This window comes from Sinorhizobium sp. FG01 (genome assembly GCF_002531875.1).
Lineage (GTDB): Bacteria > Pseudomonadota > Alphaproteobacteria > Rhizobiales > Rhizobiaceae > Sinorhizobium > Sinorhizobium fredii_C.
In genome coordinates this window covers 325862-348798 of the sequence record NZ_NWTB01000007.1, presented here as the reverse complement: position 1 = coordinate 348798, position 22937 = coordinate 325862, and the positions used below count along the sequence as shown (strand labels likewise).

23 protein-coding genes are annotated in these 22937 nt (G+C 63.0%); 16 read left to right on the top strand and 7 right to left on the bottom strand.

Features of this window, described 5'->3' with window-relative positions; translation table 11 throughout:
* Positions 1–65: 65 nt before the first annotated feature.
* The 4 genes from CO656_RS14035 to CO656_RS14020 form a co-directional block, all read right to left on the bottom strand.
* The gene (locus CO656_RS14035) at positions 66–1622 is read right to left on the bottom strand and encodes an NADH-quinone oxidoreductase subunit NuoF (protein ID WP_097526180.1); all 1557 of its coding nucleotides are present in this window, start codon (positions 1620–1622) and stop codon (positions 66–68) included.
* Entirely contained in the window at positions 1619–2098 is a 480-nt protein-coding gene (locus CO656_RS14030) for a formate dehydrogenase subunit gamma (RefSeq protein ID WP_097526179.1), read from the bottom strand. The genes CO656_RS14035 and CO656_RS14030 overlap by 4 nt, the downstream gene beginning before the upstream one ends.
* 174 nt (positions 2099–2272) lie before the next feature.
* Positions 2273–3166: a LysR family transcriptional regulator gene (locus CO656_RS14025; RefSeq protein WP_097526178.1), complete on the bottom strand. Its 894-nt coding sequence runs from the start codon at positions 3164–3166 to the stop codon at positions 2273–2275.
* A gap of 244 nt (positions 3167–3410) precedes the next feature.
* The gene (locus tag CO656_RS14020) at positions 3411–4181 is read right to left on the bottom strand and encodes an SDR family oxidoreductase (RefSeq protein WP_097526177.1); all 771 of its coding nucleotides are present in this window, start codon (positions 4179–4181) and stop codon (positions 3411–3413) included.
* A gap of 178 nt (positions 4182–4359) precedes the next feature.
* On the opposite strand from CO656_RS14020, the gene CO656_RS14015 reads away from it, so the two are divergent.
* The 10 genes from CO656_RS14015 (at position 4360) to CO656_RS13970 (ending at position 15241) form a co-directional block, all read left to right on the top strand.
* The gene (locus tag CO656_RS14015; RefSeq protein WP_037417687.1) at positions 4360–5124 is read left to right on the top strand and encodes a DeoR/GlpR family DNA-binding transcription regulator; all 765 of its coding nucleotides are present in this window, start codon (positions 4360–4362) and stop codon (positions 5122–5124) included.
* A 128-nt stretch (positions 5125–5252) separates the two neighbouring features.
* Positions 5253–6770: a glycerol-3-phosphate dehydrogenase gene (glpD, locus tag CO656_RS14010; RefSeq protein WP_097526176.1), complete on the top strand. Its 1518-nt coding sequence runs from the start codon at positions 5253–5255 to the stop codon at positions 6768–6770.
* Positions 6771–6811: 41 nt separating this feature from the next.
* Positions 6812–7882: an ABC transporter ATP-binding protein gene (locus CO656_RS14005; RefSeq protein WP_037417693.1), complete on the top strand. Its 1071-nt coding sequence runs from the start codon at positions 6812–6814 to the stop codon at positions 7880–7882.
* A gap of 22 nt (positions 7883–7904) precedes the next feature.
* On the top strand, positions 7905–8975 hold the full coding sequence (locus CO656_RS14000; protein ID WP_097526175.1) for an ABC transporter ATP-binding protein: 1071 nt from the start codon (positions 7905–7907) through the stop codon (positions 8973–8975).
* A gap of 1 nt (position 8976) precedes the next feature.
* The gene (locus CO656_RS13995) at positions 8977–9843 is read left to right on the top strand and encodes a sugar ABC transporter permease (RefSeq protein ID WP_037417699.1); all 867 of its coding nucleotides are present in this window, start codon (positions 8977–8979) and stop codon (positions 9841–9843) included.
* A gap of 20 nt (positions 9844–9863) precedes the next feature.
* Positions 9864–10688, top strand: a complete 825-nt coding sequence (locus CO656_RS13990; RefSeq protein ID WP_018235192.1) for a carbohydrate ABC transporter permease — start codon at positions 9864–9866, stop codon at positions 10686–10688.
* A gap of 30 nt (positions 10689–10718) precedes the next feature.
* Positions 10719–11000 carry a DUF2160 domain-containing protein gene (locus CO656_RS13985; protein ID WP_097526174.1) on the top strand — a complete coding sequence of 94 codons (282 nt, stop codon included), beginning with the start codon at positions 10719–10721 and terminating at the stop codon, positions 10998–11000.
* 80 nt (positions 11001–11080) lie between these two features.
* Positions 11081–12805 carry an ABC transporter substrate-binding protein gene (locus tag CO656_RS13980; protein ID WP_037417705.1) on the top strand — a complete coding sequence of 575 codons (1725 nt, stop codon included), beginning with the start codon at positions 11081–11083 and terminating at the stop codon, positions 12803–12805.
* A gap of 280 nt (positions 12806–13085) precedes the next feature.
* Positions 13086–14558, top strand: coding sequence for a nucleobase:cation symporter-2 family protein (locus tag CO656_RS13975; protein WP_097526222.1), 1473 nt, complete (start codon positions 13086–13088; stop codon positions 14556–14558).
* Positions 14559–14638: 80 nt separating this feature from the next.
* Positions 14639–15241, top strand: coding sequence for a nucleoside deaminase (locus CO656_RS13970; RefSeq protein WP_097526173.1), 603 nt, complete (start codon positions 14639–14641; stop codon positions 15239–15241).
* Positions 15242–15287: 46 nt separating this feature from the next.
* On the opposite strand, the gene CO656_RS13965 is transcribed toward CO656_RS13970, so the two are convergent.
* Positions 15288–15716, bottom strand: a complete 429-nt coding sequence (locus CO656_RS13965; protein ID WP_037417711.1) for a Fur family transcriptional regulator — start codon at positions 15714–15716, stop codon at positions 15288–15290.
* A 123-nt stretch (positions 15717–15839) separates the two neighbouring features.
* Between CO656_RS13965 and CO656_RS13960 the strand changes: the two genes are divergently transcribed.
* The 5 genes from CO656_RS13960 (at position 15840) to CO656_RS13940 (ending at position 20458) form a co-directional block, all read left to right on the top strand.
* A complete protein-coding gene (locus CO656_RS13960; RefSeq protein WP_097526172.1) occupies positions 15840–16745 on the top strand; it encodes a metal ABC transporter substrate-binding protein in 906 nt (301 codons plus the stop codon).
* Complete coding sequence (locus tag CO656_RS13955) at positions 16742–17671, top strand: manganese/iron ABC transporter ATP-binding protein (protein ID WP_037417717.1); 930 nt, start codon at positions 16742–16744, stop codon at positions 17669–17671. The genes CO656_RS13960 and CO656_RS13955 overlap by 4 nt, the downstream gene beginning before the upstream one ends.
* Positions 17668–18528: a metal ABC transporter permease gene (locus CO656_RS13950; protein WP_097526171.1), complete on the top strand. Its 861-nt coding sequence runs from the start codon at positions 17668–17670 to the stop codon at positions 18526–18528. Before CO656_RS13955 ends, CO656_RS13950 begins: the two co-directional genes overlap by 4 nt.
* Positions 18525–19376: a metal ABC transporter permease gene (locus CO656_RS13945; RefSeq protein WP_037417723.1), complete on the top strand. Its 852-nt coding sequence runs from the start codon at positions 18525–18527 to the stop codon at positions 19374–19376. Before CO656_RS13950 ends, CO656_RS13945 begins: the two co-directional genes overlap by 4 nt.
* A gap of 185 nt (positions 19377–19561) precedes the next feature.
* Positions 19562–20458, top strand: a complete 897-nt coding sequence (locus CO656_RS13940) for a DUF6030 family protein (protein WP_097526170.1) — start codon at positions 19562–19564, stop codon at positions 20456–20458.
* A 7-nt stretch (positions 20459–20465) separates the two neighbouring features.
* Here the strand turns inward: CO656_RS13940 and CO656_RS13935 are convergent, their stop codons facing one another.
* Positions 20466–20897: an Lrp/AsnC family transcriptional regulator gene (locus tag CO656_RS13935; protein WP_037389775.1), complete on the bottom strand. Its 432-nt coding sequence runs from the start codon at positions 20895–20897 to the stop codon at positions 20466–20468.
* Between the two features lie 124 nt (positions 20898–21021).
* Between CO656_RS13935 and CO656_RS13930 the strand changes: the two genes are divergently transcribed.
* Positions 21022–22125 carry a saccharopine dehydrogenase family protein gene (locus CO656_RS13930; RefSeq protein ID WP_097526169.1) on the top strand — a complete coding sequence of 368 codons (1104 nt, stop codon included), beginning with the start codon at positions 21022–21024 and terminating at the stop codon, positions 22123–22125.
* A 311-nt stretch (positions 22126–22436) separates the two neighbouring features.
* Here CO656_RS13930 and CO656_RS13925 read toward each other — a convergent pair whose 3' ends face one another.
* Entirely contained in the window at positions 22437–22841 is a 405-nt protein-coding gene (locus tag CO656_RS13925) for a F0F1 ATP synthase subunit epsilon (RefSeq protein WP_037389780.1), read from the bottom strand.
* Between the last annotated feature and the right edge of the window lie 96 nt (positions 22842–22937).

Sequence of the window (22937 nt, the reverse complement as noted above, 5' to 3'; positions counted from 1 at the left end):
GAGTCGATGTCCCCCCTTGTGGGGGAGATGCCCGGCAGGCCAGAGGGGGGTGTTCGCCGCGTTCATCATTCCGCAGCCTCCACCACCGGCGCGGGCTCGAAATCCTCCGGGAAATGTGTCATGGCGCTCATCACCGGATAGGGCGTGAAGCCGCCGAGGGCGCAGAGCGAGCCGAACTTCATCGTGTTGCAGAGATCGGCGAGCAGTTCGCGGTTCTTCTCCGGTTCGATGCCGGCAGCGATCTTGTCCGCCACCTCGACACCGCGGGTTGAGCCGATGCGGCAGGGCGTGCACTTACCGCAGCTCTCTACGGCGCAGAACTCCATGGCGAAGCGCGCCTGCTTCAGCATGTCGGCCGTGTCGTCGAAAACCACGATGCCGGCATGGCCGATCAGCCCATCTTTCGCCGCGAAGGCCTCGTAATCGAACGGCGTATCGAACAGCGCCCGCGGGAAATAGGCGCCGAGCGGACCGCCGACCTGCACCGCTTTAACCGGTCGGCCGCTTGCCGTGCCGCCTCCGATCGCGTCAACGATCTCACCGAGAGTCAGGCCGAACGCCGTCTCGTAGAGGCCGGCATGCTTGACGTTGCCGGCGATCTGGATCGGGATCGTACCGCGCGAGCGGCCCATGCCGAAATCGCGGTAGTAGGCGGCGCCCTTCTCGAGAATCACCGGCACCGAAGCGAGCGAGATGACGTTGTTGATGACCGTCGGGCAATCGAACAGACCCTTGTGGGCCGGCAGCGGCGGCTTGGCGCGCACCAGCCCGCGCTTGCCCTCGAGACTGTTCAACAGCGACGTCTCCTCGCCGCAGACATAGGCGCCGGCGCCGGTCCTGACTTCCATGTCGAAGGCATGCGCCGAACCGAGAACGGAGGTGCCGAGCACGCCGGCGGCGCGCGCGACCTCGATCGCAGCGCTCATCGCCGCGATCGCATGCGGATATTCTGAGCGGGTGTAGACGTAACCCTTGGTGGCGCCTGTTGCGATGCCGGCGATTGCCATGCCCTCGATAAGCACGAAGGGGTCGCCCTCCATAATCATCCGGTCGGCGAAGGTACCGCTGTCGCCCTCGTCGGCATTGCAGACGATGTATTTTTGCGGCCCCGCCGTTTCGAGGACGGTCTTCCATTTGATGCCGGTCGGGAAGCCGGCACCACCGCGACCGCGCAGGCCGCTTTCGGTAACTTCGGCGACGATCGCCGCCGGCGCCAGCGAGACGGACTTCTGAAGACCGCACAGCCCCCCATGGGCGCGATAGTCGTCGAGCGACAGGGGATCGATGACTCCGCAGCGCGCGAAGGTCAGCCGCGTCTGGTTCTTGAGGAAGGGGATCTCTTCCGTCTTGCCGAGGCAGAGCGGATGCGCGTCGCCCGAGATGAACCCGGCATCGAGGAGCGAGGCGACGTCGCGGGCCCTCACCGGACCGTAGCCAATGCGCCCCTCGGCGGTTTCGACCTCGACTAGCGGTTCAAGCCAGTGCATGCCCCGCGAGCCGTTGCGGATGATCGTTGCGTCGAGGCCGCGCGCCGCGACCGCCTCGGCCATTGCTGCCGCCACCTTTTCGGCGCCAAGGGCAATCGCTGCGGCATCGCGTGGAATGTAGATCTTCACGGTCATCGGCGTGCCTCCGCGACCAGCGCCTCGAGCTCCGCATCGTCAAGCCGCGCATGCACCTCGCCATCGAGCATCGCCGACGGCGAGCAGGAACAGAGCCCGAGACAGTAGACCGGTTCGAGCGTCACGGCGCCGTCCGGCGTCGTCTCGTGGAAATCGATGCCGAGCAGCGCCTTGGCGCGCTCGGCAAGCCGATCGCCGCCCATCGACTGACAGGCCTCGGCACGACAGAGTTTCAACACATGCCGTCCGGCCGGGTGCTCGCGGAAATCGTGGTAGAAGGTGACGACGCCGTAGACTTCGGCACGCGACAGGTTGAGTTCGCGGGCGATCACCGGCAGGCATTCCTGCGGCACATAGCCGAACTCGTCCTGGATCTCGTGCAGGATCGGCAGAAGCGGGCCTTCCAGCCCCTTGAGTTCGCCGACGATCGCCAGCGTGCGCTCGGTCACGTCTGCGCGCGGCAGATGAATATTCACCCGAAGAGCCCTCCCGGCTCGCAGCGCATCGAGGTCTTGCTTGGACCGCCACGCCAGATTTCATAGGCTGTTGCAGAGATCGGAGCCTCTTCGCCTCTGCGACAGGCAATAAGCTTCGCGCTTAAGGGCAGAAGGGTCAATAATGCTGTTCCGTCGATCGATAGAAAAAATCTATTAAACGGCATTGCGCTCGCTGAGCATGCGTGCCTCGTGCAGCAAGGCCGAGACCAATGGCGTAAACGGCTCACGATAGGTCGCCACCAGGCCGACCGTGTGGCGCACGTCCGGCTCGACGATCGGAATCAACCGGATATCCTGAGGAAACCCGAAGGATTTCGCGACGTTATGAGGCATGATGCTCGCCCAGCGTCCTGTCCTTACGTGTGAAAAGAGGACGATCATCGAGTTCGATTCGAGCGTTGGGCTCGCCACCGCGCCGGCTTCGGCAAAATGCTGATTGATGATGCGCCGGTTCTGCATGTCGGCCGTCAATAGACAAAGCCGAATACTGCTAACTTCCTTCCAGGTCACGCTTTCGCGATCGGAAAGCGGGCTCTCGGCGGCGGTAACCAGATGATATTGCTCGATCTGAAGCGGCACGCTAGTGACGCGGCCGAGCGGTTCGTTCTCCAGATAGGTCAGTCCCGCGTCGATCTCGAGATTTTCGAGCAGCGCCAGGATCTGCAGCGACGTGGTCGAAAGTACCGAAAAGGTGACGTCGGGATGCTTCTCCTGAAAGGGAGCGGTGATGAGCGGCACCATGGAAAGCGTCGTCGGGATGGCGGCGAGGCGGATGTGGCCGGAAAGGCCCTTGCGCGCCGCGCGCATCTCCTCGCGCATGGTGCGCGTATCGCCGACGATCCGCCGCGCCCATTCCAGCACCCGCTGGCCCTCCGGCGTCAGCCCCTGAAAGCGCGAGCCGCGATTGACGAGAATGACGCCGAGCTGGTCCTCGAGCTGGCGGATCGCCGCCGACAGCGTCGGCTGCGTCACGCCGCACTCTTCCGCCGCGCGACCAAAATGCCGTTCGCGGGCAAGGACGAGGAAGAATTCCAGTTTGTCGATCATTTCTCGCCCTTAGAAATTGCTGCTGGCGACAGCCCCTCACCCTAGCCCTCTCCCCGCACGCGGGGAGAGGGGACCGGAATCGCCCGGCTTGTCCCTTCTGCCACGCGCCGAAGCCGCTTGCTCCTTCTCCCTGAGTGCGGGAAAGAGGGACCTCAACGGCGCGGCATATCCCTTCTCTCCGCATGCGGGAAGAAGGTGCCGGCAGGCGGATGAGGGGCGGAACCGCGCACGACTCGCGCAACTCCTAGCAGATCAACTGCCCACCATTCACCTCCAGCACCTGGCCGGTGATATAGCCGGAAAGCGCATGCGAGGCGAGGAAGAGATAGGCAGGGGCGCAATCCTCGGCGGTTCCGAGCCGTCCGAGCGGAATCGACCTGCGCGTCGCCTCCAGCTTGTCGGGCGTCGAATAGCGCTCGTGGAAATCGGTGGTGATCGTGCCGGGCGAGACGCAATTGACGCGGATGCCTTCCGGTGCCAGTTCGCGCGCCAACGCCTTGGAATAGGTGGCGATGAAGGCCTTTGTAGCGGAATAGATCGACGAACCGGCGCTGCCGCCGGAGCGCGCCGAGATCGACACCGTATTGACGATCGCCGGATGCGCGCCCTTGCGTAGGAGCGGCAGCATCGCCCGGGTCATCTCCACGACCGAGGTCTGATTGAGCTGGACGATCGTCCGGTATTCGTCGTCGGTCAAATCAGCAGCCGGAAAGCGGCCGACCATCGTGCCGGCATTGTTGACGAGAACGTCGAGGCTGTCGAAACGGCTCCTCACCTCGTCGGCAAGGGACTTGACGCCCCGCGGGACGAGAAAATCCGCCGCCGCGAGAAACGCCCTGCCCTCCCCCGCCGCCAGGTCGAGAAAATCGGGGCGGACATCGGAAAGCGTCCGGCCGACATGGACCAGCACGCGCGCACCGCAATCGAGGAACTCCCGCGCAACCTCGAGACCAATGCCCCGGCCGGCGCCGGTCACCACCACATTCATGCCCTTGAACAAGGCCGGATGATACATGGGTTGCCTACCTCCCTCTTGGAAAACCACGCTGGCGCATCGCATGACGGATTGCAATGGTTGGCCGCGGCGATTGCTGCAGTCGAACTGCCAAACCGCAACCAAGCGCTGATTCTGAAATTGCGCTGCTTTCGTTTTTGCATATTATGAAAGCAAACGAAAGCAGAGGGAGCGAAGCATGTATCTCAGCGGACGGCAAGCGGAGATCCTGGAACTGGCCAAGGCCGAAGGCCGGGTGCTCGTCGAGGAACTCGCGCAGCGTTTCTCGGTGACGCCGCAGACGATCCGCAAGGACCTGAACGACCTCTGCGATGCCCGGGTCCTGAACCGCATCCATGGCGGCGCGATCTTTCCGAGCGGCAAGGAGAACGTGAAATACGACGCGCGCCGCCAGATCGCCGCGTCGGAGAAACAGGCCATCGGCCGAGCCGCCGCCGCCCTCATCCCCGACAACGCCTCGCTCTTCATCAATATCGGCACCACCACCGAAGCGGTCGGAGAAGCGCTTCTCGACCACAAGGAACTGATGGTCATCACCAACAATATCAATGTCGCCAATCGGTTGCGGGTCTTCCCCTCGATCGAGGTGGTGATCGCCGGCGGCGTCGTGCGCGGTTCGGACGGCGGCATCGTCGGCGAGGCGGCGGTCGATTTCATCAGGCAGTTTAAGGTCGATTTCGCGGTCATCGGCGCCTCCGCGATCGACCACGACGGCGCGCTTCTCGATTTCGACTATCGCGAGGTGAAAGTCGCACAGGCGATCATCGCCAACGCCCGGCACGTCATCCTCGTGTCCGATTCCACGAAGTTCGAACGCACCGCGCCTGTGCGGATCGGCCATATCTCCCAGGTCCAGACCTTCATCACCGACCGGTGCATCATTGAAAACGTTCGCAAGATCTGTTCCGAGCAAGGGGTCAAGCTGGTCGAAACCGAGGCTTGAGCGCGCCGGCGGGCTGCGGCGAGATTCGGGAAACATTCGTTTGACATTCGAAATGTTTTCATTTTAACTGCCTTCACTTTCGCGATGACATAAATTTGTGCATTGCGAAAAGTGGAGGGGCAATCGCGGTGTCAGAGCAGGCAATCTTCGACGTCTTTGTCATAGGCGGCGGCATCAACGGATGCGGCATTGCGCGTGATGCGGTCGGCCGGGGATATTCGGTCGCCCTTGCCGAAATGGACGACTTCGCCTCCGGCACCTCGTCCGGCTCCACCAAGCTCATTCATGGCGGCCTGCGCTATCTCGAGCATTACGAGTTCCGGCTGGTGCGCGAGGCGCTGATGGAGCGCGAGGTGCTCTGGGCAATGGCGCCGCATGTCATCTGGCCGATGCGCTTCGTTCTACCCTATCACAAGGGCGGCCTGCGGCCGGCTTGGCTGATCCGCCTCGGCCTCTTTCTTTACGACCATATCGGCGGCCGCAAGCTGCTGCCGGCGACGAGCACGCTGGACATGACCCGCGATCCGGCCGCCGCGCCGCTGAAGCGCCTCTTCGTCAAGGCCTTCGAATATTCCGACGGCTGGGTCGACGATGCCCGGCTGGTGGTGCTGAACGCCCGCGATGCCGCCGATCGCGGCGCAAGGATCATGGCCCGCACCCGCGTCGTATCGGCCCGCCGCGGCGACGGCCGCTGGGTGGTCGAAACCGAGGACGCGCTTACCGGCAAGCGCGAAACGGTGCGCGCCCGTCTGCTCGTCAATGCCACCGGCCCCTGGGTCGACCGAGTGCTCGCCGATGCGATCGGCAAGAACGACGTCCACAATGTCCGCCTGGTCCAGGGCAGCCACATCGTCCTGAGGAAGAAGTTCGACGATCCGCGCGCCTATTTCTTCCAGAACCCGGACGGACGGATCATGTTCGCCATTCCCTACCAAGACGATTTCACCCTGATAGGCACCACCGACCGGGATTTCACCGGCAATCCGGCCGAGGTGCGCATCAGCGACGCAGAGATCGATTATCTCTGCAGATCGGCGAGTGAGTATTTCAGCGATCCGGTGACTAAGGACGACATTGTCTGGACCTATTCGGCGGTCCGCCCGCTCTATGACGACGGGGCAAGCAAGGCGCAGGAGGCGACGCGCGACTATGTGCTGCGTCTCGAAGGCCAGACCGGCCAGGCGCCGCTCCTCAATATCTTCGGCGGCAAGCTCACGACCTACCGGCGGCTGGCCGAAGCGGCACTCGATAAGATCGGTGAAGCGATCGGGGCCAAGGGCGGCAAGTGGACGGCCGGATCGCATCTGCCGGGCGGCGATTTTCCGGCTGCGGGTTACGATGCCGAGGTCTCCAAATTGAAAGCGCACTATCCCTTTCTGGCGGCTTCGCATGCCCGCCGACTGGTGCGCCTGTATGGCACGCGCGCGAAGCAGCTTCTCGACAATGCCGCAAGCGAGGCCGATCTCGGAAGGCGCTTCGGAGCCGATCTCTATGCGGCCGAGGTCGATTGGCTCATCGCACAGGAATGGGCATTGCGTGCGGAGGACGTGCTTTGGCGCCGGACAAAGCTGGGACTGAAGCTGTCGCGGGCGGAAGTAGCGGAGCTGGAGGAATACATGCGGGACGCGGCCAGCGCCGCCGCCTGATGTCCTGCAACTGAAATGCCGATGGCTGGGTGGAGAATTCGATGCTTGCAATGAAGAACATATCCAAGGTCGTGGGCGGGGAAACGCATATCCACCCGACCGACCTTGTGCTGGAGCGCGGGTCGCTCAACGTGCTGCTCGGCCCGACGCTGTCCGGCAAGACGTCGCTGATGCGGCTGATGGCTGGCCTCGACAAACCGGCCTCCGGTTCGATCCATTTCGACGGCGCCGACGTCACCGGCGTGCGGGTCCAGCAGCGCTCCGTCGCCATGGTTTACCAGCAGTTCATCAACTATCCGGCGATGACGGTCTACGACAACATTGCCTCGCCGATGCGGATCAAGGGTGTCGACAACGCCACAATCGACCGGGAGGTCCGCAAGGCCGCCGAGCTCCTGAAGCTCACCCCCTATCTCGACCGCACGCCGCTCAATCTCTCCGGCGGCCAGCAGCAGCGCACCGCGCTTGCCCGCGCCATCGTCAAGAATGCCGACCTGGTGCTGCTCGACGAGCCGCTCGCCAATCTCGACTACAAGCTGCGCGAGGAACTGCGCGAGGAACTGCCGAAGATCTTCGCGGCTTCCGGCGCGATCTTCGTCTATGCGACGACGGAACCTTCGGAAGCGCTGCTGCTCGGTGGCAATACCGCCGCCTTGAGCGAGGGCCGCATCACCCAGTTCGGCAGCACCATCGACGTCTACCGCCGCCCGGTGGACATCGTCACCGCCCGCACCTTCGCCGATCCGCCGCTCAACACGATCGCGCTGGTGAAAGCCGGCTCCCATTTCACGCTCGAAGGTAAGCCGGTGCTTTCCGTTCCCGCGCATCTCGCGGCTGTTGCCGATGGGCCGTGCACGGTCGCCTTCCAGCCGCACCACATCTCTCTCGACCACCCCGACGGCAGTGGCAATCCGCTCACCGTCAAGACGGCGATTTCCGAGATCGCCGGGTCGGAAAGCTTTATTCACGTCGGCTTCGCCGATGCGCGCTGGGTCATGCTGGCGCCCGGCATTCACGACATCGAACCGGACGCGACCCTCGAGGTCTTCGTCGACACCCGCCACCTGATGGCCTTCGGGCCGGACGGCCGGGCGACCGGCGGGACCGCGTAAAGGGAGGCGCTGGGAGGAGACCATGGCACGCATCAATCTCGAACATATCCGCCACGCCTATGGCGCCAAGCCCAAGTCGGAAGCCGACTACGCGCTGAAGGAAGTCCATCACGAATGGAACGACGGCGGCGCCTATGCGCTGCTCGGTCCTTCCGGCTGCGGCAAGACCACGCTGCTCAACATCATTTCGGGGCTGATCAACCCGTCGGAAGGCCGCATCCTGTTCGACGGCACCGACGTGACGCAGCTGACGACACAGCATCGCAACATCGCCCAGGTGTTCCAGTTTCCGGTCATCTACGACACCATGACCGTCTACGACAATCTCGCCTTCCCCTTGCGCAACCGCCATGTGCCGGAGGCCGAGGTCGACCACCGCGTCAAGGAGATCATCGAGATGACCGGCCTCGGCGGCTGGGCGAACAAGACCGCGCGGGGGCTGACCGCCGACCAGAAGCAGAAGATCTCGCTCGGCCGCGGCCTGGTGCGCTCCGACGTCAGCGCCATCCTGTTCGACGAGCCGCTGACCGTCATCGATCCCGAGATGAAATGGGTACTGCGCTCGCAGATCAAGCGCCTGCACAAGCAGTTCGGCTTCACCATGGTCTATGTCACCCACGACCAGACCGAGGCGCTCACCTTCGCCGACAAGGTCGTCGTCATGTATGACGGCCAGATCGTCCAGATCGGCACGCCGGCCGAGCTCTTCGAGCGTCCGCGCCACACCTTCGTCGGCTATTTCATTGGCTCGCCGGGCATGAACGTCCTGCCGGCCGAGATCGCCGGCAACAGGGCAGCGGTCGGCGGCGAGAGCATCGCCCTTAATTTCAAGCCGCAGGTGGCGCCCGGCGCCAAGACCGAGCTCGGCATTCGGCCGGAATTCATCTCGCTCGGCCGCGAGGGCATGCCGGTGGCGATCACCAAGGTCGAGGATATCGGCCGCCACAAGATCGTCCGCGCCCGCTTCGCCGACCGGCCGATCTCGATCATCGTCGACGAGGACGGCGAGATCCCCGCCGAACCGCGCGTCACCTTCGACCCGAAGGCAATCAATATCTACGCCGATTCCTGGCGCATCGGCGAGGAGGCCTGACATGGAAAAGACCTGGAACAACAAGGCCTGGTTCATGGTCCTGCCGGTTCTGGTGCTCGTCGCCTTCTCGGCGGTGATCCCGCTGATGACCGTCGTCAACTATTCGGTACAGGACACCTTCGGCAACAACGAATTCTTCTGGGCCGGCACCGACTGGTTCATGGACGTGCTCGAATCCGATCGCTTCTGGGATGCGCTGACCCGCAACCTGGTCTTCTCGGCGATCATCCTGGCGATCGAGATCCCGCTCGGCATCGTGATCGCTCTCAACATGCCGAAGAAGGGGATCGGCGTGCCGATCTGCCTGGTGCTGATGGCGCTGCCGCTGTTGATCCCGTGGAACGTCGTCGGCACCATCTGGCAGGTCTTCGGCCGGGTCGACATCGGCCTGCTCGGCCGCACGCTCGCCACGCTCGGCATCAACTACAACTACGTGCAAAACCCGCTCGACGCCTGGGTGACGCTGATCATCATGGACGTCTGGCACTGGACGAGCCTCGTCGTGCTGCTCTGCTATGCCGGCCTCGTGTCGATCCCGGATGCCTATTACCAGGCCGCCAAGATCGACGGCGCCTCGCGCTGGTCCGTGTTCCGCTACATACAGCTGCCGAAGATGAAGCGGGTGCTCTTGATTGCCTTCCTGCTGCGCTTCATGGACAGCTTCATGATCTATACGGAACCCTTCGTCGTCACCGGCGGCGGTCCGGGCAACTCGACGACCTTCCTGTCGATCGATCTCGTCAAGATGGCGATCGGCCAGTTCGATCTCGGCCCCGCCGCAGCCCTCTCGATCATCTACTTCCTCATCATCCTGCTCTTGTCGTGGATCTTCTACACCGTGATGACCACCAGCGACGCGCAGGGCTGAGAAAGAAGGGAGGAGACATCATGATGACCAACAAGCAACCGCTTTCGCAGCGCCTCTCCTGGCTGGTGCCGACGATCTACATCGTCTTCCTGCTCCTGCCGATCTACTGGCTCGTCAACATGAGCTTCAAGGAGACGAGCGAGATCCTCAGCACCTTTTCGCTCTGGCCGCAGAACCCGACGCTCCGCAATTACGCGGTGATCTTCACCGACCCCTCGTGGTACAACGGCTACATCAACTCGATCACCTACGTGGTGATGAACACACTGATCTCGGTCAGCGTGGCGCTGCCGGCGGCCTATGCCTTCTCGCGCTACCGCTTCCTCGGCGACAAGCACCTATTCTTCTGGCTCCTGACCAACCGGATGGCGCCCCCGGCGGTGTTCGCGCTGCCGTTCTTCCAGCTCTATTCCGCCTTCGGCCTGATCGACACACATATCGCCGTGGCGATCGCCCACTGCCTGTTCAACGTGCCGCTCGCCGTCTGGATCCTCGAGGGCTTCATGTCCGGCGTGCCGAAGGAGATCGACGAGACCGCCTATATCGACGGCTATTCCTTCCCGCGCTTCTTCGTGAAGATCTTCGTGCCGTTGATCGCCTCGGGCATCGGCGTCGCCGCGTTCTTCTGCTTCATGTTCTCCTGGGTCGAACTTCTGATCGCCCGCACGCTGACGACCACCGACGCCAAGCCGATCGCCGCGACGATGACGCGGACGGTTTCGGCCTCCGGTCTCGACTGGGGCGTGCTTGCCGCCGCCGGCGTGCTGACGATCATCCCGGGCGCGCTCGTCATCTACTTCGTCCGCAATTACATCGCCAAGGGCTTCGCGCTCGGCCGCGTCTAGAGCTGAAACCATTCAAGGGAGATTTCGCCAATGGACTTTTCATGGATGGCATGGACGCTGCCGACAGCGCTGTTTTTCCTGGCGATCGCGCTGATGCTCGTCGGCATGGGCGTCTGGGAATATGTCTCGCCAGGCGGAAACCCACGCGTCGGGGTCCTGCGCTTCGAGACGACCCGCGGTGACCGGCTCTTCGTCTCGCTGCTCGGAAGCGCATTCATTCACCTCGGTTGGCTCGGGCTGGTCGGCGCAAATCTCTGGTGGGCGGTTGCCCTCTCGGTGATCTACGCCATCGCCGTGTTCCGCTACGTCTGAGGCATCGGAATGAAGGGCGCCGGTTGCGCCCTTCGAAACTGCAAGGAAACGCAATCGCAAAACCCAAAGGGAGGAAATTTATGCGACGGCATCTTTTGACTACGACGGCGGCGATGCTGCTGGCACTTACCGGGACGGCCTTCGCCGGCATGGACGAGGCGAAGCAGTTCCTCGACAAGGAAATCGGCGATCTCTCCTCGCTCGACCGCGCGTCCCAGGAAGCGGAAATGCAATGGTTCGTCGATGCGGCGAAGCCCTTTGCCGGCATGGAGATCAAGGTCGTTTCCGAAACGATTACCACGCACGAGTATGAAGCGAAGACCCTGGCCAAGGCCTTCTCCGACATCACTGGAATCAAGGTCACCCACGACCTGATCGGCGAAGGCGACGTCGTCGAAAAGCTGCAGACGCAGATGCAGTCGGGCGAGAACGTCTACGACGCCTATATCAACGACTCCGACCTCATCGGCACCCATTGGCGCTACCAGCAGGCCCGCAACCTGACCGACTGGATGGCCAACGAGGGCAAGGACGTCACCAACCCGAACCTCGACATCGACGACTTCATCGGCAAGTCCTTCACCACCGCACCGGACGGCAAGCTCTACCAGCTTCCCGACCAGCAGTTCGCCAACCTCTATTGGTTCCGCTACGACTGGTTCAACGATCCTAAGATTCAGGAAGAGTTCAAGGCCAAGTACGGCTACGACCTCGGCGTTCCGGTCAACTGGTCGGCCTATGAGGACATTGCCGAGTTCTTCAACGGCCGAGAGATCGACGGTAAGAAGGTCTATGGCCACATGGACTACGGCAAGAAGGACCCGTCGCTCGGCTGGCGCTTCACCGACGCCTGGCTGTCGATGGCCGGCAACGGCGACAAGGGCATCCCGAACGGCCGCCCGGTCGACGAGTGGGGCATCAAGGTCGACGAGAACTCGCGTCCGGTCGGCTCCTGCGTCGCACGCGGCGGCGACACCAACGGCCCGGCTGCAGTCTATTCGATCGAGAAATACCTGACCTGGCTGAAGAACTACGCTCCGCCGGAAGCTCAAGGGATGACCTTCTCCGAATCCGGTCCGGTTCCGGCCCAGGGTGCGATCGCCCAGCAGATGTTCTGGTACACGGCCTTCACCGCCGACATGGTCAAGGACGGCCTGCCGGTCGTCAACGCCGACGGCACGCCGAAATGGCGCATGGCCCCGTCGCCGCACGGCGTTTACTGGAAGGACGGCATGAAGCTCGGCTATCAGGACGCCGGCTCCTGGACGCTTCTGAAGTCGACCCCGGACGACCGCGCCAAGGCCGCCTGGCTCTACGCACAGTTCGTCACCTCGAAGACCATCGACGTGAAGAAGAGCCATGTCGGCCTCACCTTCATCCGCCAGTCGACCCTCGACCATCCGAGCTTCACCGAGCGCGCTCCGAAGCTTGGCGGGCTGATCGAGTTCTACCGTTCGCCGGCCCGCCTGCAATGGTCGCCGACCGGCACGAACGTGCCTGATTATCCGAAGCTGGCCCAGCTGTGGTGGCAGGCGATCGGCGATGCGTCTTCCGGCGCCAAGACGGCGCAGGAAGCCATGGACTCGCTTTGCGCCGAGCAGGAGAAGGTGCTGCAGCGCCTCGAGCGCGCCGGCATCCAGGGCGACATCGGTCCGAAGCTCGCCGAAGAGCACGATCTCGAATACTGGAACGCCGAAGCGGTGAAGGCCGGCAACCTCGCTCCGCAGCTCAAGGTCGAGAACGAGAAGGAAAAGCCGATCACCGTTAATTACGACGAACTGGTCAAGAGCTGGCAGACCAACTAAGTCCAGCGAACGAAAGCGCCGCCCGGATGTCCGGGCGGCGCCATACGAACGGAGATGCGGCGCCGGGGCTGACAACAGCTCCGGCTTTCGCTTTCCTTGCGGCTGGGAGCCACACCATTGTTCGGGGCATCGGACCTGACCGAACGCATTGCCGCAGTACAACCGCAAACTGTTTCCCCTTTTTCGATAAAGTCAGACTCCGCAGCCGATGCCATAGTTTGCCACCCATCTCGTGGAGGAGGTGTGGGGAATGCACGAAAAGGTATTGGAGGAGATTACCTTGGCAAACAGCGCAGAGGAAACTGCGGCGCAGACGCGCCCGGAGGATGAAAAGCTCGGCATCGGCGCCAACCTGGCCTATGGCCTGCAGCACGTGCTTACAATGTATGGCGGCATCGTTGCCGTGCCGCTGATCCTCGGTCAGGCCGCCGGCCTCAGTCCCGCCGAGATCGGCCTGCTCGTCACGGCTTCCCTTTTTGCCGGGGGCCTCGCCACGATCCTGCAGACTCTCGGCCTGCCTTTCTTCGGAAGCCGGTTGCCACTGGTCCAGGGGGTATCTTTTTCCGGCGTCGCGACGATGATCGCCATTTCCGGCAATGGCGGCATGCAGTCGGTGCTGGGGGCGGTCATGGCCGCATCGCTGATCGGTCTTCTGATCACGCCGATCTTCTCGCGGGTCACCCGATTCTTCCCGCCGCTCGTCACAGGCATCGTGATCACCACGATCGGCTTGACGCTGATGCCGGTCGCGGCACGCTGGGCAATGGGCGGCAACAGCGCCGCACCCGACTTCGGCAGCCCGGTCAATATCCAGCTTGCGGCGGTAACACTCGTCATCGTGCTCTTGCTCAGCAAGCTCGGAAGCGCCGCGATCTCGCGGCTCTCGATCCTGCTGGCGCTGATCATCGGCACCGGCATCGCCTACTTCGCCGGCATGGCCGATTTCTCCAAAGTGGCCGAAGGACCCTTCTTCGCCCTTCCAACCGTCTTCTACTTCGGCTATCCGACCTTCGAGATTGCCGCGATCGTGTCGATGTTCATCGTCATCATGGTGACGCTGGTCGAGACCTCGGCGGACATCCTTGCCGTCGGCGAAATCATCGAGACGAAAGTGGATTCGCGCCGGCTTGGCGATGGCTTGAGGGCCGACATGCTGTCGAGCCTCGTGGCGCCGGTCTTCGGCTCCTTCACCCAGAGCGCCTTTGCTCAGAATGTCGGGCTGGTGGCGGTCACCGGCGTCAAGAGCCGCTACGTGGTGGCGACGGGCGGCCTATTTCTCGTGATGCTCGGGCTGCTGCCGGTCATGGGCCGCATCGTGGCGGCGGTTCCGAGCGCCGTGCTCGGTGGCGCCGGCATCGTGCTCTTCGGCACGGTTGCGGCGAGCGGCATCCGCACCCTCTCGAAGGTCGACTACAACAACAATATGAACCTCGTTATCGTCGCCACCTCGATCGGCTTCGGCATGATCCCGATCGCCTCCCCCAGCTTCTACGAGCACTTCCCGGCCTGGTTTGCGACGATCTTCCATTCCGGCATCAGTTCTGCCGCCTTGATGGCAATCAGCCTCAATCTGATCTTCAACCACCTGACCACCGGCAACTCCGACCAGCAATCGGTGTTCGTCGCGGGGACGGAGCGGACGCTTCGATACCAGGATATCGCGCGGCTGCACGATGGCGACTATTTTCTCAATGGCAAGCTCTACGACGCGAAAGGCACCGAGGTGCCGGTGATCGCGTCGGAAGCGCACTAGACGCGCGACGCTGTAATCCCGAACCGCCACATCGAATTGTGGCCTCGCCCGAGGGACGCGAACACAACAAAGGAACGGTCATGCAACCAGAACACGAAATGCTCGGGCTGCTCGAAGCCCTCCTGACCACCATGGAACACGGCATCATCCCGGCGACGGAAGCCGGGGTCGCTGCCGGCAACAAGATATTCGGCGCCGCACTGCTGAGGAAATCCGATCTCTCGATCGTCCTCGTCGAGACCAACAACGAAACCGAGAATCCGCTCTGGCACGGCGAAGTGCATACCTTGAAACGATTCTACGAACTGGCGGGCACCGAGCGCCCGGGTTCGCGCGACCTCATCTTCCTGTCGACGCACGAACCCTGCTCCATGTGCCTGTCGGCGATCACCTGGGCTGGCTTCGACAATTTCTACTATTTCTTCAGCCACGAGGATTCGCGCGACTCCTTCTCGATCCCGCACGACCTGAAGATCCTCAAGGAAGTCTTCACACTGGAGCCGGGCGGGTACAATCGGACGAACGCCTTCTGGAAGGGCCAATCGATTACCGATCTCATCGCCGAGCTTCCGGAGATCGATCGCGGTCTTCAGCGGCGCGCCGAGGCGATCAGCCGGAAATATGCCGAACTCTCCTCCGCCTACCAAGCTGGCAAGGAGAACAATGCCATTCCGCTGAACTAAGCCCGCCTTCGCGGCTTGGTCTCCGTCGAAGACTGAACCTTCCCCCTCAATCCTTGCGCTTCCGGCAGTAGAGCTCCAGCCGGTGGCGCACCAGGTCGTAGCCGAGCTCGGCAGCGATTTCCGCCTGCAGTTGTTCGATCTTGTCGGAGCGGAACTCGATTACCGCTCCCGTTTCGATGTCGATCAGATGGTCGTGATGCGGCGCGTCGGCGGTTTCGAAACGGGCCGTGGCATTCTCGAAAGCGTGCCGCTGCACAACCCCCTGCTGCTCCAGCGCCGACAGGGTGCGGTAGACGGTCGAGAGCGACACGGTCGCGTCGATTTCCTTGGCGCGCCGATGCAGTTCGCTCGCATCCGGATGGTCTTCGGCTTCGGCCAGGATCTTCAGAATCGCCGCCCGTTGGCGGGTGACGCGCACCCCTCCTTCACGAAGAATTCCCTCCAGTTCAGCGATCCGATGCTTGGCTTGTCTCATCCGGCGACACTAGCCAAGGGCAATGGCTTTGAAAATAGCTAGTTGCAAATGGTTCTCATTTGCATTGACTTATGCAGGCCATTCGCCTACCCATAGCGCAGGTTCAAGATTGAGGAGTGATGGATGATCGATCGGACGCGGCGCATGATTCTGACGGCAGCAGCGGCAATGGCTGCCTTTTCCCTCCTGCCCGGCGCGGCAGCGGCGGCGGACAAGTTCAAGGCGGTGACCACCTTCACGGTCATTGCCGACATGGCGCAAAACGTTGCGGGCGACGCGGCGATCGTCGAATCGATCACCAAGCCCGGCGCCGAGATCCACAATTATCAGCCGACACCGCGCGACATCCTGAAGGCGCATGACGCACAATTGATCCTCTGGAACGGCCTCAATCTGGAGCTCTGGTTTGAAAAGTTCTTCCAGAACTTCGACGGCATCCCGGGCGTCGTTGTCTCGGAGGGCGTCGAGCCAATGGGCATTGCCGAAGGCCCCTATACGGGCAAGCCGAATCCGCATGCCTGGATGTCGCCCTCGGCGGCGCTGATCTATGTCGACAACATACGCGACGCCCTCGTGAAGTTCGACCCGGCCAATGCCGAGATCTACAAGGCCAATGCCGACGCCTATAAGAAGAGGATCGAGGCCACCATCGCCCCGATCAAGGCAGAGCTCGACAAGATCCCGGCGGAAAAGCGCTGGCTGGTTTCGAGCGAAGGCGCCTTCAGCTACCTCGCCCGCGATTTCGGCCTGAAGGAGCTCTACCTATGGCCGATCAATGCCGACCAGCAGGGCACGCCGCAGCAGGTGCGCAAGGTGATCGACGCAGTCAGGGCCAACCGCATTCCGGTGGTCTTCTCCGAAAGCACCATTTCGCCCGATCCGGCCCAGCAGGTGGCGCGCGAGACGGGTGCCAAATACGGCGGCGTGCTCTATGTGGATTCCTTGAGCGAGGCCGACGGACCGGTCCCGACCTATATCGATCTCCTGCGTGTTACGTCCGAAACGATCGCGAAAGGTCTTTCGCAATGAACCTTCAGGTAAAGGCCCGACCTACTCCGCGGACGGGTCCTCAGGATGAGGGCGGCGGCATTCGCGTCCGCAATGCCACCGTCACCTACCGCAACGGCCACCGCGCCCTGCAGGACGCCTCCTTCGAAATTCCGACCGGCACGATCGCCGCGCTGGTCGGGGTCAACGGCAGCGGCAAGTCGACGCTGTTCAAGGCCATCATGGGCTTCGTCCGGCTCGCCAAGGGCGACATCTCGATCCTCGGGCTCGGCGTCCCGCAGGCGCTGAAGAAGAATCTCGTCGCCTATGTGCCGCAGGCCGAGGAGGTCGACTGGAATTTCCCGGTGCTCGTCGAGGACGTGGTGATGATGGGCCGCTACGGCCACATGAACATGCTGCGCATGCCGAAGCGGGCCGACCATGAAGCGGTCGAGGCGGCACTCGCCAGGGTCGGCATGAGCGATTTCCGCAAGCGCCAGATCGGCGAGCTTTCCGGCGGCCAGAAAAAGCGCGTCTTCCTTGCCCGTGCGCTTGCCCAGGACGGTCGCGTCATCCTGCTGGACGAGCCCTTCACCGGCGTCGACGTCAAGACCGAGGACGCAATCATCCGTCTGCTCGTGGCGCTTCGCGACGAGGGGCGGGTGATGCTGGTCTCCACCCACAACCTTGGCAGCGTGCCGGAATTCTGCGACCGCACCATCCTTCTGAAAAACACGATTCTCGCCTACGGGCCCACCGAGACCACCTTCACCCGCGACAATCTCGAACTCGCCTTCGGCGGCGTGCTGCGCCATTTCGTGCTCGGCGGCGACAGCCTGCACGACGATGCCGATCCCCGCCAGCTTTCCGTCATCACCGACGATGAACGGCCGCTCGTCATGTATGGCGCAAAGGGCCAGATGGTGACGCAACCGGCCAAGCCCGAAACCGAGGCGGACAAGGAATGATCGCAACGCTTCTGGAGCCGTTCACGTATAGCTACATGCTGAACGCCATGTGGGTCAGCGCGCTCGTCGGCGCCGTCTGCGCCTTCCTCTCCGCCTATCTGATGCTGAAGGGCTGGTCGCTGATCGGCGACGCGCTCTCCCACGCGATCGTGCCGGGCGTCGCCGGCGCCTATATGCTCGGCCTCCCCTTCTCCCTCGGCGCCTTCTTTTCCGGCACGCTTGCCGCCGCCGCCATGCTGTTCCTCAACCAGCGCACCCGGCTGAAGGAGGATACGATCATCGGGCTGATCTTCACCTCCTTCTTCGGCCTCGGCCTCTTCATGGTGTCGCTGTCGCCGACGTCCGTGAACATCCAGACGATCGTGCTCGGCAACATCCTCGCCATCACCCCAGCCGACACGTTGCAGCTCGCCATCATCGGCATCGCCTCGCTCCTGATCCTCTCGGCGAAATGGAAGGACCTGATGGTGACCTTCTTCGACGAAAGCCACGCCCGTTCGATCGGCATCAACACAACGCTCATCAAGGTGCTGTTCTTCACGCTGCTCTCGGCTTGCACCGTGGCGGCGCTGCAGACCGTCGGCGCCTTTCTCGTCATCGCCATGGTCGTCACCCCCGGGGCCACCGCCTATCTGATCACCGACCGCTTTCCGCGGCTGATCCTGATCAGCATCGCCATCGGCGCCGCAACAAGCTTCGCCGGCGCCTATGCCAGCTACTTCCTCGACGGCGCGACCGGCGGCATCATCATCGTGCTTCAGACGCTGATCTTCCTCTCCGCCTTCGTTCTTGCCCCCAAGCACGGCCTCATCGCCGCCCGCCGCCGCGCCTCCGAAGCGTTGGAGGTCACCCAATGATGTCGCTCGACATGCTCCTTGTCGTCTTCGAATTCGGGTTCATGCGCAACGCGCTGATGATCTCGGTGCTGGTGGCGATCCCAACGGCGATGCTCTCCTGTTTCCTGGTGCTGAAAGGCTGGTCGCTGATGGGCGACGCCATCTCGCACGCGGTCTTCCCTGGCGTCGTGATCTCCTACATCGTCGGCCTGCCGCTTGCCGTCGGCGCCTTTGCCGCCGGCATGTGCTGCGCGTTGCTCACCGGCTACCTCAAGGACAACAGCCGCATCAAGCAGGACACGGTGATGGGCGTCGTCTTTTCCGGCATGTTCGGCCTTGGCCTCGTGCTCTATGTGAACATCCAGAGCGACGTGCATCTCGACCACATCCTGTTCGGCGACATGCTCGGCATCGGCTGGGGCGACATCCTCGAGACGGGCCTGATCGCACTCCTCGCCGCCGGCATTCTCTCGCTGAAATGGCGCGACCTGCTGCTGCACGCCTTCGATCCGGCCCAGGCGCGTGCCGTCGGCCTGCCGGTCGGCTGGCTGCATTACGGACTGCTCGCCATCCTGTCACTGACGATCGTCGGCGCCTTGAAGGCCGTCGGATTGATCCTTGCCATCGCCATGCTGATCGCCCCCGGCGCAATCGCTTATCTGGTAACGCGGACGTTTCGCGGCATGCTGATCGCTGCGGTCGCCGTCGCCGTCGTCGCCTCCTTCTCGGGCGTCTACCTTTCCTTCTTCATCGACAGCGCCCCGGCCCCGACCATCGTCCTCCTGATGACGGCAATCTTCCTCGTTGCCTTCGCATTTTCCACCTGGCGGACGGCTCGGATGGAAGCGAAGCGGACGAGCGTCGAATAATTCACCAAAGCCCCCTCCCCACCTATGGCCCCACAAGCGGAAGGGTTCTTGGGCTGGTCCTGACTTCGTTCTTCCGAACAGGATGCCCCTTGGACGGCGGCGCCATCATCCCCTATTGTGCGCCGTCTTTCAGGGGTAGAGCGGGCGCGCGGACATCGCCCTCTCCGAGGCGGAGCGACGGTGGCATGGAGAAGAAGCAGAAAGGCCGTTCCGGCGTCGCTTTCTTCCTGTCCGCCGTGGCGCTGGTCTTCACGGCGATCCTGGCGACTGTGCTGCTCGCCAACGAGCAACGCAATCTGAAACAGGTGCTGACGGCGATGGGGTTTCAGGACGTGCTCCGTGAAGCCGCGCCGACGCCGGCGCCCGAAGCGGCCCGCCCGCGTCCCAAGGAAACCGAGCCGTTGCGGGCGCTGCTGCCGGTCCGGACGTTCGCGGACCTCCGCACGCCCGAACAGCAATTCATCCGGCAGATCCGCAGCGACCCGCGCGCTTTGTGCGAGCGCCTGCGCGAGGCCGGTTTTCGCGAACTTGCATGGAAGTCGGCCGAGAGCGGCCGCTGGGAATGTTCCTCGCTCGTGTCCTTTGTCCGCCCCGGCGCGGCGACAAGCTCTTCCATCTTCATCTTCGTCAAAGGCAGCGACGAGGATGAAATCACCTCGTTTCGGGTGAAGCTCAACATCGAGCATTCCGAAGACACCCAGGCGGTTACCAGTGCCGCGGCGACGGCCGCTTCGGTCTTCCTGAAGCAGGTGCACTGGGCCGATAGCGAAAGCGTCACGTTGAAGATACAGGCGCTCAGCGAATTCGATCTCAAGCGCTTCGGCAGCCGCATCCAGTTCAAACGCGAATCCGGCGACACGCCACGCTACAACTTCCTCGCCAACCAGGCGGCGCCCAGGCGGGCGAAAAGCGCCGCCGAGCTTTACTTCGATCGCGAGAAATGGCTGGCGCCATGGGATGGCTCGATTGTTTCCACCATCCGCGGCCCGGAAACTTGGAACAGGACTCCCGCACCACGCCAGCCGAGAACCGAAACCTTGCCTGACGGCGGCGACCCGACCGACAGCACCACGGTCCGCTGACGAAGCGTCAGCGATCGATGCGGGTCGACAGAATGATCGACGACAGCGTCTTTTCGACGCCCTCGATCTCGCCGATCCGATCGATCAGCAGGTCCAGCTCGCTGATCGATGCCGCGGCGACGATGGCGATCAAGTCGAAGCTGCCGCTGACCGAATGCAGGGTGCGGATCTCGCGGATCGCGCTCAACTCCGGCGTCACGCGGCTCAGCGCCCGCGGCGCGATCGTGATCAGCACATGTGCCTTCACCAGTCCCTTTTCGTAGCTTTCCGCCAGCCGCACGCCATACCCGGCGATCACCCCCTCGCGCTCCAGCCGCTCTATGCGCGCCTGCACGGTGGTGCGCGAAAGGCCGAGCCGCCGGGCGATCGTCGCCGTCGGCATGCGCGCATTGTCGCTGAGGATGGCAAGAAGTTCGCGGTCCTTGTCGGTGACCTGCATATCGTCGATCTCTTTCGGCGATATGCCGATTGTCGCCCTCCGATTTACTCGTTTCGATACTTCAAATCAACACTCCTCCGCAGGAAAATAGCCGCTGAAGAGGCTCATACCCTGGGGGAAAAGAATGAAAGACATCGTTATCATCGGCGCCGGCAAGATCGGCTCGACGATTGCCTGGATGCTCGCCCATACCGGCGATTACCGCGTCTGCATCGCCGACCGCAGCGCCGAGCAATTGCAGCAGGTCGAGAGCCACGACGCGATTTCGACCGTCGCCATCGACATCGCCGACAGGAAGGCCCTCGTCGGCTTGCTGACCGGCAAGTTCGCGGTCTTGAGCGCCGCTCCCTTCCACCTGACGGTCGCGATCGCCGAGGCTGCAGCGGTAGCGGAGATCCACTATCTCGACCTCACCGAAGACGTCGAATCGACCCGACAGGTCAAGGCGATCGCGACGGAGGCGAAGACCGCCTTCATCCCGCAATGCGGTCTGGCCCCCGGCTTCATCTCGATCGTCGCCAATGATCTGACCCGGCATTTCGACACGCTCGAAAGCGTGCGCATGCGCGTCGGCGCCCTGCCGCAATATCCGTCGAATGCGCTCAACTACAATCTCACCTGGAGCACCGACGGCGTCATCAACGAATATATCGAACCCTGCGAGGCGATCGTCGAAGGGTCGCTGATCGAGGTTCCGGCAATGGAGGAGCGCGAGGAGTTTTCGCTCGACGGCGTCACCTACGAAGCCTTCAACACCTCCGGCGGCCTCGGCACGCTGTGCGAGACGCTGAAGGGCAAGGTTCGGACGCTCAACTACAAGACGATCCGCTACCCAGGCCACGCGGCGATCTTCAAGGCGCTGCTGAACGATCTCGGCCTGCGCCACCGCCGCGAGGTGCTGAAGGATATCCTCGAGAACGCCCTGCCGACCACAACCCAGGACGTCGTCGTCATCTTCGTCACCGTCTCCGGCTTCCGCCAGGGCCGTCTCATCCAGGAGACCTATGCCAACAAGGTCTATAGCGGCGTCGTTGCCGGACGCATGCACAGCGGCATCCAGATCACCACGGCCGGCAGCATCTGCGCTGTTCTCGACTTGCTAGCCGAAGAAAAGATCCCGACCAGGGGCTTCGTCCGCCAGGAGGACATTTCCCTCGACACCTTCCTCGCCAACCGCTTCGGCCACTACTACGCCCAGAGGCACGAAACGGAACGCGCGGCGGGCTAGATTGCCACGCCTCTTACGAGGCGGATGGAGCGAGAATGCCCGGGCCAAGTCCGGGCATTCTGTGTCTACAGCGGAACTTGGAGTGTCGCATCTCCCCCTCATCCGGCCTGCCGGCCACCTTCTTCCCGCAAGCGGGGCGAAGGGGTATGCCGCGCCCGCTCAAGTCCCCTCTCGCCGCGAGCGGGGTTAAACCCGAGGAGAGGGGCAATTCGGGCTCCAGACGTCCAGCGCGAGCAAACAGTCACAAAAAACCCCGCTCGAGGCGGGGTCCAATGCACTTATTGGTCGTTTCCCTTATCGGGATGTCCCTTTCAGGCGGGGATGACGATCTCCCCGAGCCTCGTCAGTTCGGCGATGAACTGCTCGACGCGGGTCTTCTTCTCGTCGATCGCGCCTTCCAACTCAGCGCGCGCCTCGTCGATGCGGTTTTCGAGGACCGTGCGGTCGAGTTCGTCGACATGCACCGCCGATTCGGCAAGCAGCGTGCAGCCGGTCGGCAGGATGTCGGCGAAGCCACCGAAGACGGCGAAACGCTCTGTCTTGCCGTCGGCCGTCTTGACCGTAACGACGCCCGGCTTGACGGTCGTCATGGTCGGAGCGTGGTTGGCCATCACGGTCATCTCACCCTCGGTTGCCGGGATGACGACTTCGGTCACCTGCGCGGAAAGCAGCAGGCGCTCCGGGGAAACAAGCTCGAAATTGAAACTGTCGGCCATGACCATTCACTTCTGGTAAGCGCGCCGCGGAACGGCGGCTGTGCACGTCTCAGCCGCGTCCATGCGGCCGGAATGAAAACCGCGGCGCGAGAGGCC